The sequence below is a fragment of the Collinsella sp. AF16-8 genome (genome assembly GCF_003462695.1).
In the GTDB taxonomy this organism is placed as follows: domain Bacteria; phylum Actinomycetota; class Coriobacteriia; order Coriobacteriales; family Coriobacteriaceae; genus Collinsella.
This window is the reverse complement of the sequence record NZ_QRXX01000002.1, coordinates 150,817-164,856: the sequence shown is the minus strand read 5'-3', so window position 1 is coordinate 164,856 and position 14,040 is coordinate 150,817. Positions and strand designations below refer to the sequence as shown.

Below are 14,040 nucleotides of genomic sequence, written 5' to 3'. Positions count from 1 at the left end.
GTCACTATTTTGTAGCTTTTGACGAGCCTCCGCTCGCCTTTTGGTATTCGTCCTTAAAGGCCTTGAACATGCCGCGCGTCTTGCCGAGCTGCTTGCCCAGTGCGCGGCTGCCCTTGTCCACGGCGACCGATCCCTTGTCATCGAGCACCTTGGCGCCCTTCTTGACCTTATCGCCCACCACGACACTGGCCTCGGCAGCCTTGGCGGCCGCGCCGCCCGAATACCCGAGCGCCTTGACCTCATCCGAGACAATCATCGCGCCGTTCTCGTAGCCGCGCAGCATCGTCGGCGGCACCTGCGTGTCACCAACCAAAACACTCGAAGCAGCACCAGCGGTCACATAGAATGCCTGCACGATGCCCGAGCGCGGCTTGAACTCGACGTCCGAGCAATAGCCCACGACGTCGCCCGATTCCGTGCGCACGTCCATACCGACCCAGATGATGCAATCGTCCAGGTTGATGTCGAGGCGCTTGGCGGCGGCGGCATCGTACGTGTCCTTGACGTCATCGACCGCAATGGCGCCCTCGTAGACACCAATGGCGTCGAGCGCTACGAATCGATCGGGACGCTCGATCATGCCCGCGATATCGGACTGGCGGACCATAAAGCCGACCACGCGCGTACCGCCCGGGGTAAAGACCGGAAAGTGAATCTTTCCGAGCTTTTTAGGGCTGCGCGGCGTGCCGTCCTTTTTGGTGCGCTTGTCCTCGGTAGGCTTGCGATAGATCTTGGCGCCGACAAAATCCCCGGCGCGCATTATGCCTCGGTCGAGGGCTCCGCAGCCTCGGCATCGGCCTCGACGGCGTTCTCGACCACGACGTCGGCGGCAGGCGTCACGTTGCCACCCGAAATGGCGTCGTTGAGCTGCTCGCGCAGCTGGTCCATGCGCTCGCGGGCCAGGTCGACCTTGGCGCGCAGGTCGTCGGTCTTGGCGTCGACCATCGGGCCAAAGTCATTCACCGCAGCACGGGCCTCCTCGGCGCTGTGCTCGTAGGTGTCGCGCATATTGTCCCAGGCGTCGTTGGCGATATCGGCAGCCATGGCGCGGGTCTCGGCGCCCGAGCGCGGGGCCAGAGCAACACCGATAATAGCGCCGGCAGCGGCACCAAAAAGTGCGCCGGAGACAAAGCTGAAAGTCTTACCCATGATCATTCCTCTCCTGCGGGCACGTCGGTGCCCACCGTTTGAATGCTGTCCATTATACCCGCAGCGCATCACTTGCCGCTCCGCTCATCTGCGTACGGCAAAGACGCGGGTACGTGATGGTGATAAACGCGTAGGCCTACTCCTGAGGCATAGCCGGCATGGCCACCGTGGCACCCGGGTCCTCGCCGGCGCCGTCCACGAGCGGCAGGCCGCCCTCATGCGCAGGTCCTGCCGGAACCGTCGCCGCACCGCCAAAGACGGCAGCGGAGGCCTCGTGGTTCTCGGCAACCGCGCCCTCGGTATCAATCGCCACCTGGGGCTCGTCGTCAAAGTTGGGGACGCCCTGGGGCTCGGTGGGAACGGGCTCGGCGGTCGCATCGGCAACGGGCTCGGCGTCGACCGGCACATCGCCCTCGTCAGCGCCCTCGTCCTCGGCAGCATCTTCGCCGTTCGCAGCGGCGACGGCCTCGTGAGGATCCTTGCCCTCGGCCTCGGCGCGCATGCCCAGCACCAGGTTGCGCAGGCCCGCGACCGTACCTTCCACGTCGGGGGCAGGCTGGTCGGCGTGCAGGTACGCCCAGTCCATCATAAAGGTGGCCGACGACAGCGCACCGATGGCCAGTGCGTCGTCGGGGCACGAAAGCTCGACCTCAAAGACACGCTCGTCATGCTCGCTTACGCGCGTGCGGCCGCACGAGATGCTACCGGCAAGACCGGTCTCGTTCATGAGCTCGACCGTCACGTGCTCCAGCAGGTGGCAGAGCTCGGTCTGACCCATGCAGTCCTGGAACTCGCGGCCGGAATCGCCCAGGCACAGGTGCTTGGCAATCGCCGGCACCAGGTAGTACACGCGCGCCGTGGCCTCGATATCCTCCGAGGTCATGAGCGGCATGCCGGGGTTCACCAGCACGTGCGCGCAGATCTTGTCCTCGCTGACGGTGACCTTAAGGATGTTGAACAGGCCTGCCATAACTCTCCCCTACTCTTCCTTGTCCTACTCGTCGCCGTCGTGCGGATTCGCGGAACCCGCACCCGACGTCGTCGGCTCGTCTACCGAAGACTCGGAATCCTTCTTATCGGTTTCGGCCGGAGCGATCACGCGAATGAGCGAGATGCGCTGGCCACGCATCGACTGCACTTTAAACTTGTACCCCGCGACCTCAAACACCTCTCCGATGTCGGGCACCGAGTCGCAAAGCTCCAAAATCCAGCCGGCGATGGTCTCATAATCATCGCTTTCCTCAAGCGGCCAACCAAGCTCAATCGCGTCATCGCACGAAAAACGCCCATCAACGAGCCACTCGCGGCGCGAAAGGCGCGTGAGGTACTTGTTGTCGGGGTCGAACTCGTCCTCGATCTCGCCCACGATCTCCTCGACGATGTCCTCGATGGTGATGATGCCGGCCGTGCCGCCGTACTCATCCACGACGACCACGATCTGGTCGTGCGAGGTCTGCATCTCGGACAGCAGCGGCAGGATGTCCTTGGTGTCGGGCACAAAGGTGGCGTCGCGCAAAAAGCCGGCGATGGGCTGGTCGCCCTTGCCGTCGAGCGCGGGCTGGATCAGGTCCTTGATGTGCGCGATGCCCGCGACGTTGTCGGGGTCCTCGTGATAGACGGGGATGCGGCTGAAGCCGGTCTGGCGCATGGTGGATAGCACGCTGGCGACCGTCTCGTCGTCCTCGCACATGGTGGTGTCCACGCGCGGCACCATGACCTCGCGGGCAACGGTGTCGCCCAGGTCAAAGATCTCGTGGATCATGCGCTTTTCCTCGTCGAGCAGGTCGTCCTGCTCCGAGACCATGTACTTGATCTCTTCTTCCGAGACGTTCTGACGGTCGTCGGCACTCTTGATACGCAAGATGCGGGCCAGGCCATCGGAGCAAGCGCCAGTCAGCCACACGAGCGGACGGGCGATCTTCTGGAACACGGAAAGCGGGCCCACGACCTGCTTGGACACGCCCTCGGCATTGGCCAGGCCGATGCGCTTGGGGACGAGCTCGCCGATCACGATGGACACGAAGGCGACCGCGACGGTGATGATGACCGGCGCCAGGCCGCGCGCGATGGCGGAGAGCGGCGCGATGCCAAAGCTCATGAGCCACGTGGCAAGCGGGTCGGACAGACTCGTCGAGGCGACGGCGGACGAGGCGAAGCCCACGAGCGTGATGGCGACCTGGATGGTGGCGAGCAGCTGGTCGGAGTCGGCGGCCAGCTTAATGGCACGCTCGGCGCGCTTGTCGCCTTCCTCGGCCTCATGCTCCAGCACGGCGCGCTTGGCCGTGGTGAGCGCCATCTCGGACATAGAGAAGTAGCCGTTGATGAGGGTCAAAACGAGGGTAGTGATAAGGGAGATGGTTATGTCCATCGGGAGTTTCTCGAACCTCCAAGATTCGGGACGTCAGGTCAAAACGTTGATGACGGATACGGCAATTGCACCGGCGCCCAAACGAGGACGCGGGCGCGCAGGCGCGGTCGCTAGATTACGAAGAGAATCACCGCCATGAACTGGAAGATGCTGCCGGCGAGCACCCACAGGTGAAACACACTATGCAGATAGCGCACGTTTTTGGCGATGTAGAACGGCACGCCCACGGTATAGCACACGCCGCCGACAGCGAGCAGGGCAAGTGCCACGGGGTTGAGCAGCGACACGAGCTCGGGCAGCTTAAAGACAACGAGCCAGCCCATCAGCAGGTAGACCAGGCCGCTTACCCAGTGCGGCTGGCGCTCGCGCATAAAGCACTCGAGGGCGATGCCGATAATGGCGATGGCCCATACGGCGAAGAACAGCGCAGCGCCGCCGTCGTTTGCGAGCGTGATGAGGCAAAACGGCGTATAGCTGCCGGCTATGAGCAGGTAGATGCAGCTGTGGTCGATGATGCGAAACACGCGCTTGGCGCGCGCGGGTTGAATCGCATGGTAGAGCGTGGAGGCTAGGTATTCGAGGATGATGCTGACGCCATAGACAATTGCCGCGGCCATGTGGGCCGGGCCACCGCCGCGCAGTGCAGCGAATACGATCAGGAGCACCAGACCCGCAATACCCAGCAAGCAGCCGACACCATGGGTGACGGAGTTCATAATCTCCTCGCCCACCGTGTAGTGCGGAACGGCCGCGGCCTTGGGTCGCGGCTTGGAACTGTCGCTCGAATCGGACATGCCGGTTACATCCTCCAACGTAAAGAGTTCTCAACACTATATCAAAGCGTCTGGGTGCGTGCGAAATTTGCACCATACGTGACCCTTTGTTTACCCATTCTTTGCCTGTTGACGCATCAACGGTGAACGTCCATAATGCGCTTGCATTAAATGTTGATGTATTAACATCTTATAGGAAAGCTTCTTATGTCTCAAAACGCACGTTCCCATCGAAAGCTCAAGATAGCCGGCGTCGTTGCGCTGGTGGTTGTCATTGCGCTGCTCGGATTTGCCGGCAACTTTCTGTTTGACTTCGCGCTGAATCCCCGCGCGCCATACACCATGAAGATGATGCAGGACGGCAAGGACGGCAAAGAAAGTGAGCAGCCGGATGCCGAGGGAACCGAGGCGCGGGCGTGGTTTAAAGAGAATCGCGAGAGCAGCGGCCTCACCGCAGATGACGGGACCGAGCTTGCCGCCTGGTATTTTGCTGCGTCGGAGAGCACGCACGACTACGCCGTCTGCCTGCATGGATATACCAACGAGCCCATCGGTATGGCCCGATACGTCAAGCGATTCCACGACCGCGGCATGAACGTACTCGCACCCGCCGCCCGCGCCCACGAGCGTTCCGGCGGTGACTACATCGGCATGGGCTGGCCCGAGCGACTCGATGTCGTCGCGTGGATCGGGCGGATTGTTGCGGCCGATCCCAAGGCGCGCATCCTGGTCTTTGGTGAGTCGATGGGCGCGGCGACTGCCATGAACGTAGCGGGGGAATCTCTGCCCGCAAATGTGAAATGCATTATCGAGGACTGCGGCTATACAAGCGTTTGGGACGAGTTTTCCCTGCAGCTCAAGGATGTATTTGGCCTGCCCAGTTTTCCCTTGCTCGATGTAGCAAACTTGGTGTGCAACGTGCGCGCGGGCTACGACTTTCATAAGGCGAGCAGTGTGGAGCAACTCAAACACGCGACGGTTCCCATGTTGTTCATCCACGGCGACCAGGACACCTTTGTGCCGTACGACATGCTCGACCAAAACTACGACGTGTGCGCCAGCAAGGTCAAGCAAAAGCTCACCATCCATGGCGCCACCCACGCCAAGAGCGCGCAAGTTGACCCCGAGCTCTACTGGAATACGGTCGACGAGTTCCTCGACAAGAATTTTTAAGCAAATAGTACGGTTTACTGGTCTATCTGGCCCCTAGCACTTCCAAAAAGCCGCCCGTGGGCGCTGTGCTCACGGGCGGTTTTTACTAACGTTGCGCTACAAAAGCGCTTGATATGTCCAATAGCTAGGCGCTATTTGACCTCGATGAGCTCGTACTCGCTCGTGCCCAGGCCAATCTTCTCGGCATGCGCGATGCACGCGCGCCAGTCGGTGTCGGGATGCGTGATGCAGAAGGGATCCTTGGCCTGCTCGCCCTCCAGATGCTCGTGATTATGCTCCATCTTGGCCGCGCTGTCGGTAAGCTCGGTGTTAGGCAGCGGCTCGGACGCCAGGACGGCGTCGGCGCAGGCCTGGTCGATGGCGACCGGGTCGAAGCTCGCGAACATGCCGATGTCGTTGACGATGGGCGTGTCATTCTCGGGATGGCAGTCGCAGTTGGGGCTGATGTCCATGGCGAGCGAGATGTGGAAGCTCGGGCGGCCGTCGACGATGGCCTTGGTGTACTCAGCGATCTTGTAGTTGAGTACGTCGGCCGCGGCATCATAGTCGGGCTTGATGCAGTCCTGGTTGCACGCCGCAATGCAGCGTCCGCAGCCCACGCAGCGATCGTGGTCGATGGCAGCCACATGAACCGTGCGAGTGCTGCCGTTGGCAAGCTCGCGCTCACGCGTACCGTCAAACGTGATGGCGCTGTGCGCGCATATCTTCTCGCAGGCACGGCAGCCAACGCAGTTGGTGGTATCGACGCTCGGCTTGCCAGCGGCGTGCTGCTCCATCTTGCCGGCACGGCTACCGCCGCCCATACCCAGGTTCTTCATGGCGCCGCCAAAACCGGCCTGCTCATGACCCTTAAAGTGCGTGAGGCTGATCACGATGTCGGCATCCATGAGTGCCTGACCAATCTTTGCCTCGCGCACGTACTCGCCGCCCTCGACCGGAACGAGTGCCTCGTCGGTGCCCTTGAGGCCGTCTGCGATGATGATCTGGCAGCCCGTGGCATACGGGGTAAAGCCGTTCTGGTAGGCGGTATCGATGTGCTCGAGCGCGTTTTTGCGGCTACCGACATAGAGCGTGTTGCAGTCGGTGAGGAAGGGCTTGCCGCCCAGCTCCTTGACGACATCCGCGACGGCGCGGGCGTAGTTGGGGCGCAAAAAGCTCAGATTGCCCAGCTCGCCAAAGTGAATCTTGATGGCGACGAACTTGTTCTCAAAGTCGATCTGCTCGATACCGGCGCGGCGAATGAGGCGCTTGAGTTTGTCGAGCTGGCTCTCGCGAGCATGCGTGCGCAGGTTGGTGAAGTACACCTTAGCGGGTGCTGCGGGTGCAGTTGCGGTCATAGATCTATCCCCTCGGTCTATATGGCGTTACAGACATAGAGGATGGTACCCGTTGAAGTGGGGTTGAAGTCAAGCACGGCCACTCATTGGGGACAGACTTTAATGAGTGCCGTCAGGGACAGTCCCCGCCAGCCCGGCCGACGAGCCGGCAATCCGACAAAGACTGTCCCCGATGACTAGTCGTTCAAGAACGTCCCCGATGACTACTCTTGCACCTTGAGGGCCTCGGCTAGGCTGACGTGCTTGATAGAGCGCGTGTGTAGCAGCGCCACGACCAGGTAAGTTGCAAAGCCGATGCCCACGCACGCCGCCATGGACCAAGTGGGCACGTAAATCTCGATATTGCCGTTGTAGGCGAGCAGCATCGAGCGGAAGATGGCCGTGAGCGAGCCAATAATGACCGGCAGGCTCAGCACGAGCGACGCCGCCACGCACAGCGTGATCGAGCGGATGTACAGATGCGAGATCTCACTATCGCGATAGCCAAAGACTTTCATGTAGCTGATCGAACGGGCGCTGTGGTCGATCACCGCTTTGGTCAGCAGGTACATAAACAGCAGGAAGATAAACACCGCGAGCCCGACCATCATGCCGATCATTTTGCTCATCATGCCGATGAACTGGTCACCCACGGCGCGCATGTCGTCGGGCGTGGTGTCGCCGGCAAAGTAGCGCGCGTCGAGGTCGAGCTTCTCGTCGCTCACATAGCCGTTAAAGTAGGCGGCGTCGTTGTCGAACAGCTCGTTAAAGTCGTCGATACTCATATAGATGTTCATGTCCGACTTGGAGCCCCAGGCACAGTCCTTGCCCGCGTACTCAAAGGAATAATGCTCACCCTCGTACTTGTCGCTGAGCGTGACCTTCTGGCCCTCGCTCCAGCCAAACTTATCGAGCAGACCGCCGCCAAAGACGACGCGGCCATCGCCGATGTTGAGGCCCTTCCAGTAGCGCGAATCGGACGAGATGCCGTAGACAGAAATCGTCTCCTCGCCATTGCCGTCGCCACGGTCGTACTGCAGCTGGTGAACGGCATATTTCTCGGCCTGCGCGATTGCGCCCGCGCCGTTGTCGGTCGTATTGACCGGGTGGATATCGTCGTTGTCAGTGTCGATCTTAGAGGCCTTGTCGATCAGATCGATGGCCTCATCGCGGTTGCAGCCGAGGGCATCGGCAAGATCGTCAAGGCGCGCGTAGAGCGCATCCTTCTTGTCCTGGACCTTGGCAAGCGCATCCTGCGCTGCGGTCAGGCTCTCGGCAGACGGAGATGCGGTCGCGGCATCGGCTGCCGTCTGCGCCGCATCGGCCGCGCCGTCAAGCTCGTCATCGGCATCCTGGGCGGCAGAAAGCAGCGCGCCGTCAACCGACTGCAAGCGCTCGAGTGCCGACCACTGCTCGCGCTCCTCGGTAGTGCCCTCGAGCTCCAGCGGCGCCTTGAGTGTGTACTGATGCTCGGCGACCAGGCTCGTCTCGAGGTTGTCGGCGTAGTGCGTCATCGTGGGCAAAATCGCCAGGCCAAAGAGCAGTAGCAGCGACGCAAACGCAATGCCCACGAAGAGCGTGGCGAAGTTGCCCAGGTTGCGCAGGAAAACGCGCAGACGGAAGCGGGAGACAAAGCCCATGCGTTCCGGCAGCTGCAGACCGCGCTTGGTACCCGACTTACCGCTCGCCTCGTGACGAAGGAACTGCAACGGCGTCTTGCCCATCTTGCGGAGCAGGCCCACCAGCGTAATGAGGATGAGCGCGGCGGCGGGAACCACGGCGCACTTCACGAAGATCTCCCAGCTCCAGTACACCTGGAAGGGAGGCAGGCTATACGAACCGTAATAGAGGCCGCGCATGGGCTCGGTAAAGAACGCAACGCCGAGTGCGGTGCCCAAAAGCGCCGCGACCACGCCCACGATGGCGGGAAGTGCCAGGTAGTGCAGCACGATCTCGCGGCGGCGATAGCCGCTGGCGAGCAGCGTGCCGATGATGGCGCTCTCCTCCTCGATGGTGGCGTCGGTGAGCACCACAAAGACAAACGCCATGATCACGATGATGATGTCGAGCAACGTCATCCACATCATGGAGTCGCCGTCCACGTCGTCGCGCGCATAGCCAATGCCCTGGTTGGAATCGGCATCGATCAGATCGTCCACGCGCGCATCGGCATCGGTCAGCGCCTCGACCATATCCTGCTCGGCATCAATGCGATCCGCGGTGGGGAGGTCGCGATCGGCAAAGGTGAAGGAGTAGGTGTAGGCAGGCGCGCCACCGGCATCCTCGAGCGCGGCAAAGCCGGCGTCGGTGACCTCGGCCACGCCGTACGTGATGGTGTTCACCGTAAAGTCCGAATTGTCGAGGAACAACGCCTGGCTATCGGGCTGGGTCATGATGCCGCAGATGGTGTAGGTGCGGCCCTCAAGCTCGACCTTATCGCCGATGGCGAGGTCGTTATTGGTGGCAAAGACGCGGTCGATGGCCACCTCGTCGTCCGCCTTGGGTTCCTTGCCCTCACAGTAGGACGCAATGTCCACCTTAGCGCGGTGCGCATAGGTGCGCAGGGTCCGCTTGGTGCCGTCGTCGCCGGCAGTCTTTTTGATGATGGCGTCGATAGAGAAGTTCTTGTAGAACGTAACGCCGCCGACGTCCTCAGCCGCGTCTTCGGCAGCCTTGAGCTGATCTTTGGTGGCCTCGAAGGAGGTAGTCACACGGCCGTCCTCGATCGTGTATGCATCGCGCATGTCGTCAATGAGGCAGCCGATGGAATGCGCCGCGAGCAAAAAGCCCGACGTGAGGGCGATGCTTCCGCACATAAGCAAAAAGATGCCCAGGTACTTGCCGATATTGCGGCGCAGCTCGCGCGGGAGACGTTTTGCGAGAGGTGTCATGGCGCCGCCTACCAATCGAGCTCGGCGGCCGCGACGGGTGACTCGTTGAGCTCATCCTCGACGATGCGCCCGTCGCGCAGGCGCAGCACGCGATTGGCCATGTGCGCGATGGCCGCATTGTGGGTGACAATGATGATGGTGCAGCCGTAGGTGCGGTTGACATCCTCCATGAGCCGCAAGATTTCCTTGGATGTCTTGTAGTCGAGCGCGCCCGTGGGCTCATCGCACAGCAGCAGGCCCGGATTTTTGACGAGCGCACGGCCGATGGCGCAGCGCTGCTGCTGGCCGCCCGAGACCTGGCGCGGAAACTTGTTGCGGTGCTCGTAGAGGCCCAGCGAGCGCAGCAGATCGTCGACATTGAGCGGGTTTTTGGACAGGTGCGCCATGACCTCGATGTTTTCCTTGATGGTAAGGTCGGGCACCAGGTTGTAGAACTGGAAGACAAAGCCCAGCTCGCGGCGTCGGTACTCGCCCAGATCGGCGGGCTTGAGCGCCGTGAGATCGCAGCCGTCCACCATGATGGAGCCGCCGTCGGCATCCTCCAGGCCGCCGATCAGGTTGAGAAAGGTCGACTTGCCCGAGCCCGAGGGCCCCAGCATGACGCAGATCTCGCCGCGGTTGATGGACGTGTCGATGCCGTCGAGCACCGTCAGGCGTGCATCACCGTCGCCATAGTGTTTCTTGAGTCCGTTGACCTGGACGTAGGCACGCTTTGTCGCCATGCTATCCCCCGTTGTTAGCCTTCTGCTACTTTTCTAAGGTAATAGTAAACCCAGGTGAACTATTTTTAAGCGACAGGCGCAATTTTTTCCAACCTACTCATTGGGGACAGACTTAAATGAGTGAAATCGCTCATTTAAGTCTGTCCCCAATGAGTGCCGGCAGGAAAGGAACGTCCCCAAGTGCCGACATATTGGGACAGTCCTTGCCAGCCCGGCCGGCGAATCGGCAAAGACTGTCCCCAATGACTAGGTGGCTAGGCGCGGGATTTGGCGTGTGCGAGAGCCAGGCCTACGGCGGCGATGGCAGCGGCAAAGAGCACCGTGACGCCCAGGTCGCAGGCGATGTCGCCCAGCACGGTAGACGTCAAATCAGAGGCAAGCGCCTTGCCGATCGCGTCGTTCACCCAAAACGTCGGTACAAAGTGCGCCACCGTCTGCACGGCCGAGCCCATCATCGAAAGCGGCATCCAGGCGCCGCCCAAAAACGTCATGAGCAAGCCAAGCAGGTTGCCCACACCGTTGAGTAGCTCTTCGCGCGCGCCCAGGCTCGAAAGGGCAAAGCCAACGGCCAGCGGCGTGCACGCCAGGGCAAACGTTGCCGCCAGCGCCAGGCACACACGGCCCACGCCGACCTCGGCGACCGCGCCGGCAAAGCCCACGACGCCCATCATGCTCGACACAAACCAGATACAGACAGTGAGCACGGCGGCGGCCGCGAACACGGCAAGCGAACGCTGGCGCTCGGAGAGCGGACCGGCCTCCATGCGGCGCACGCGCTCGGGCTCGTTCATGCCCGAGAACACCAATCCCACCGACACGATGACCGACGAGATGATCGCATACGCGCCAAAGTTGAAGTACGACTCGAGCGTGGCGGCGGCAGTCGAGTCAACCTTGACCTGCTCGATCTGGACCTCCGCACGCTTTGCGGCAGCATGCTCGGCGGCCTTGGCGACATCGCCGTCGGAAGCAGCTGGCTCAAGTGCGGCCGCAGCGCCCGCAAGCGAGATCCACCGCGAGGCCTCGGCAGACGAGAGCGCCGCCGCCATGGTGCCGGAGCCGTACGTCACATCGAGCTTGGGCAGGTCTTCCCCCGCACGGGCGGCTGCAACAAGATCGTCCTCAAACCCCTCCGGGATAAAGAACACGCAATCGGCGCTGCCCTTGGCAATGTTGCTCTTGGAGAGCGCGTCCGCAAGGTCGTACGTGTCGTCACCAACGCCCGTGACCAGGTCAAAGCGTGAGCCTAGGTGCTTGGTAAGCGCCCGCGAAAGGTCGCTATTGTCGCGGTCGACCACGATCACGTTGGTGTCGTAGGGCTTGTACTCGGTAAGCTGCGACGAGTTCCAGCTCACCGAAGCCGCGATGAATACGCCCATGAGCGAGATGAACACCGTATAGATGAGCAGGTATAACGGGTGTGCCAGCGCCATGCGAAGCGCGGTCTTAAAGGTGCTCATAGCGGCTCCTTCCAAAGATCAGCGTAGCGGCGACGACAAATACCAGGGTCATCAGGACGAGCGCGCCGGCGCGGACGGCGAAGGGCCCCAGGTCCTCAAAGAAATATAGGCGATTGAACATATCGCAGATGAGCTTGACGGGGTTGAGCCAGCACTCGGCCGGGAAGGCGCGGGCGACGTCGTCGGCAAGCGCCATCGCCGGCTCGCCGTAGAGGCCGGCGAACAGGGCGCACGTGGTGGCAAAGCCCGTGAGGATACCGGACTTGGACGCCTTGCCGCCCTTAACGGGAAGCGTGCCCACAAAGAGCCCCAGGCCCGTGGCGGCAAGCGCGGATGCAGCACCGCCCACCAGACACAGCCCCTCGCGCCCGCCAAAGTCGACGCCAACGACTAGGCGCACGTAGCCAATCGCGACCGCCATCGAGACAAAGGAAACCAGCCACGAGCCGACAAAGATACCGGCCAGCGACGCCGTCTTGGAAAGGCCGCCCACGCAGCGGCGCGCACCAAGGCCCGACAGATTGGGCTGCAAATCGACGACGCTCAAAGCGGCAAACTCGGCAGACATCATCGCGACCAGGCCAAAAAGCGCGTAATAGTAGATGACCGTGCCATCGGGCGTGGTGCGCGTCAGGCTCACGCGGCGGGTTCCGCCCTCGAGCGACAGGGCGCGCGCAACCGCCTCCGGGTCGGCGAGCGCCGCCGGGTTGTCTTGGGCAATCTGGGACATGAGCTCGGCATTTTGCGTATACGAGCTTGCCACCGTCTCAAGGATGCTGCGGTCGGTGAGCACCGTCGACGCACGCGAGCTGTCATAGCTCGAAAGCAGCGTGAGCTTGGGCGTGCCCGCGGCATCGACTGTGTAGATGCCCGCGACTTCGCCGGCCTTGAGTGCACGGTTCGCGGCGTCCACATCCTCGCACTCGTTGATCTCGAGCAGTTGATCGTCACTCTCCTTGGCAAGCGAGGTCGCCACGTCCTTAAAGGTCGAGACGTCCCAGGCCCCATCCGCTACGACGGCCACCGGCACCGGGTCGACCTTGCCGTCGGAGCTGAGGTTCGCAAACATAAACATGAACATCGTTGAAAGCGCAATGGGAAAGATCGCGCCCCAAACCCATGTACTCGGTCGACGCAATAGCGTCTTGAGCGTGGTGATGATGGTGTTGAACATGGCCGCCCCCCTAGTCGCGCAGCTCGCGGCCGGTGATCTCGAGGAACACGTCGTTGAGAGTCGGCGGCTCGCTCCACACGCGGCCGAGCGCCACGTCGGCAGCACGCAGCGTGTCGAGGATGTCGACCAGATTGTGCGGGCTCGCCTCGCAGGTGCAGACGAGCTCGCCGCCGGACAGCTCGACCGAAAGCACGTGCTCGAGGGCGCGCAGTCGCTCGACCGTGGCGGCCTCGACGGCACCGACCTCAACAGTCACGCGCTCGCCCATCTGGATCATGCGCTTAAGCTCGTCGTTGGTGCCCTGCGCCAGCACGCGGCCGCCGTCCATGATCATGATGCGGCTGCAGATCTGCTCGACCTCCTCCATGTAATGGCTGGTATACACCACCGTAGCGCCCTCGTCGCGCAGGCGGCAGATGCCCTCCAGGATGGCGTTGCGGCTCTGGGGGTCGACCGCCACCGTGGGCTCGTCAAAGAAGATGAGCTCGGGCTTGTGTGCGATGCCGCAGGCAATGTTGAGGCGGCGCACCAGTCCGCCCGAAAGCTTGCCGGGACGAAACTTGGTAAAGTCGCCCAGCCCGACAAAGTCGATCGCCTCGTCCACCAGCGCGCGGCGGCGCTTGCGGTCGTTAACGTAGAGGCTGCAGAAATAGTCGATGTTCTCGCGCACCGTGAGCTCGTCAAACACCGCCACCTGCTGCGGCACCACGCCGATGCGGCGCTTGAGGTCGTAGCGGGCGGGCGTCATGGGCTCGCCGAACAGCTCGATGGTGCCTTTGTCGTAGGCGAGCAGCTGCAGGATACAGTTGATGGACGTGGTCTTGCCCGAGCCGTTGGGGCCCAGCAGGCCAAAGATCTCGCCGGGGGCGATGCTCAGGTTAAAGTGGTCGAGCGCAATAAGATCGTCATAGCGCTTGACGAGGTTTTCGACATGGACGATGTCTGTCATGAGGCGGCCCTTCTGTTGGTCGTGGCCCGGTACGATTTCATCATCGCAGGAGCGGGCGGCGCGCA

Annotated in this window: 12 protein-coding genes; 1 reads left to right on the top strand and 11 read right to left on the bottom strand. The window is 62.1% G+C overall.

What is annotated here, in order from left to right; genetic code table 11:
- Positions 1–4: 4 nt before the first annotated feature.
- The 5 genes from DWW73_RS03010 to DWW73_RS02990 all read right to left on the bottom strand — a co-directional run bounded on the left by DWW73_RS03010 (position 5) and on the right by DWW73_RS02990 (position 4,311).
- Positions 5–760, bottom strand: a complete 756-nt coding sequence (locus tag DWW73_RS03010) for a PRC-barrel domain containing protein (RefSeq protein WP_117634575.1) — start codon at positions 758–760, stop codon at positions 5–7.
- Positions 760–1,149, bottom strand: coding sequence for a YtxH domain-containing protein (locus tag DWW73_RS03005; protein WP_117778776.1), 390 nt, complete (start codon positions 1,147–1,149; stop codon positions 760–762). Before DWW73_RS03005 ends, DWW73_RS03010 begins: the two co-directional genes overlap by 1 nt.
- 136 nt (positions 1,150–1,285) lie before the next feature.
- A complete protein-coding gene (locus tag DWW73_RS10260) occupies positions 1,286–2,119 on the bottom strand; it encodes a hypothetical protein (RefSeq protein WP_233504106.1) in 834 nt (277 codons plus the stop codon).
- Positions 2,120–2,143: 24 nt separating this feature from the next.
- Complete coding sequence (locus DWW73_RS02995) at positions 2,144–3,517, bottom strand: hemolysin family protein (protein WP_117778705.1); 1,374 nt, start codon at positions 3,515–3,517, stop codon at positions 2,144–2,146.
- Positions 3,518–3,627: 110 nt separating this feature from the next.
- Positions 3,628–4,311 (bottom strand): hemolysin III family protein, encoded by a 684-nt coding sequence (locus tag DWW73_RS02990; RefSeq protein ID WP_197032173.1) that lies wholly within the window; start codon positions 4,309–4,311, stop codon positions 3,628–3,630.
- 186 nt (positions 4,312–4,497) lie between these two features.
- Between DWW73_RS02990 and DWW73_RS02985 the strand changes: the two genes are divergently transcribed.
- A complete protein-coding gene (locus tag DWW73_RS02985) occupies positions 4,498–5,463 on the top strand; it encodes an alpha/beta hydrolase (RefSeq protein ID WP_117778704.1) in 966 nt (321 codons plus the stop codon).
- Between the two features lie 131 nt (positions 5,464–5,594).
- On the opposite strand, the gene DWW73_RS02980 is transcribed toward DWW73_RS02985, so the two are convergent.
- From DWW73_RS02980 to DWW73_RS02955, 6 genes are all read right to left on the bottom strand, one after another.
- Positions 5,595–6,800 (bottom strand): DUF362 domain-containing protein, encoded by a 1,206-nt coding sequence (locus DWW73_RS02980; protein ID WP_117769774.1) that lies wholly within the window; start codon positions 6,798–6,800, stop codon positions 5,595–5,597.
- Between the two features lie 203 nt (positions 6,801–7,003).
- The gene (locus DWW73_RS02975; protein ID WP_117778703.1) at positions 7,004–9,670 is read right to left on the bottom strand and encodes an ABC transporter permease; all 2,667 of its coding nucleotides are present in this window, start codon (positions 9,668–9,670) and stop codon (positions 7,004–7,006) included.
- Between the two features lie 8 nt (positions 9,671–9,678).
- Positions 9,679–10,392, bottom strand: a complete 714-nt coding sequence (locus tag DWW73_RS02970; RefSeq protein WP_117564507.1) for an ABC transporter ATP-binding protein — start codon at positions 10,390–10,392, stop codon at positions 9,679–9,681.
- A 254-nt stretch (positions 10,393–10,646) separates the two neighbouring features.
- On the bottom strand, positions 10,647–11,852 hold the full coding sequence (locus DWW73_RS02965; RefSeq protein ID WP_117778702.1) for an ABC transporter permease: 1,206 nt from the start codon (positions 11,850–11,852) through the stop codon (positions 10,647–10,649).
- Positions 11,839–13,026, bottom strand: coding sequence for an ABC transporter permease (locus DWW73_RS02960; protein WP_117778701.1), 1,188 nt, complete (start codon positions 13,024–13,026; stop codon positions 11,839–11,841). The genes DWW73_RS02965 and DWW73_RS02960 overlap by 14 nt, the downstream gene beginning before the upstream one ends.
- Before the next feature lie 10 nt (positions 13,027–13,036).
- Positions 13,037–13,975 (bottom strand): ABC transporter ATP-binding protein, encoded by a 939-nt coding sequence (locus tag DWW73_RS02955; RefSeq protein ID WP_117778700.1) that lies wholly within the window; start codon positions 13,973–13,975, stop codon positions 13,037–13,039.
- Positions 13,976–14,040: the final 65 nt, after the last annotated feature.

Excerpts from the sequence above, each read along its gene's own strand:
- DWW73_RS03010 (WP_117634575.1), bottom strand. The coding sequence starts at position 760 with ATGCGCGCCGGGGATTTTGTCGGCGCCAAGATCTATCGCAAGCCTACC.
- DWW73_RS03005 (WP_117778776.1), bottom strand. The coding sequence starts at position 1,149 with ATGGGTAAGACTTTCAGCTTTGTCTCCGGCGCACTTTTTGGTGCCGCT.
- DWW73_RS10260 (WP_233504106.1), bottom strand. The coding sequence starts at position 2,119 with ATGGCAGGCCTGTTCAACATCCTTAAGGTCACCGTCAGCGAGGACAAG.
- DWW73_RS02995 (WP_117778705.1), bottom strand. The coding sequence starts at position 3,517 with ATGGACATAACCATCTCCCTTATCACTACCCTCGTTTTGACCCTCATC.
- DWW73_RS02990 (WP_197032173.1), bottom strand. The coding sequence starts at position 4,311 with ATGTCCGATTCGAGCGACAGTTCCAAGCCGCGACCCAAGGCCGCGGCC.
- DWW73_RS02985 (WP_117778704.1), top strand. The coding sequence starts at position 4,498 with ATGTCTCAAAACGCACGTTCCCATCGAAAGCTCAAGATAGCCGGCGTC.
- DWW73_RS02980 (WP_117769774.1), bottom strand. The coding sequence starts at position 6,800 with ATGACCGCAACTGCACCCGCAGCACCCGCTAAGGTGTACTTCACCAAC.
- DWW73_RS02975 (WP_117778703.1), bottom strand. The coding sequence starts at position 9,670 with ATGACACCTCTCGCAAAACGTCTCCCGCGCGAGCTGCGCCGCAATATC.
- DWW73_RS02970 (WP_117564507.1), bottom strand. The coding sequence starts at position 10,392 with ATGGCGACAAAGCGTGCCTACGTCCAGGTCAACGGACTCAAGAAACAC.
- DWW73_RS02965 (WP_117778702.1), bottom strand. The coding sequence starts at position 11,852 with ATGAGCACCTTTAAGACCGCGCTTCGCATGGCGCTGGCACACCCGTTA.
- DWW73_RS02960 (WP_117778701.1), bottom strand. The coding sequence starts at position 13,026 with ATGTTCAACACCATCATCACCACGCTCAAGACGCTATTGCGTCGACCG.
- DWW73_RS02955 (WP_117778700.1), bottom strand. The coding sequence starts at position 13,975 with ATGACAGACATCGTCCATGTCGAAAACCTCGTCAAGCGCTATGACGAT.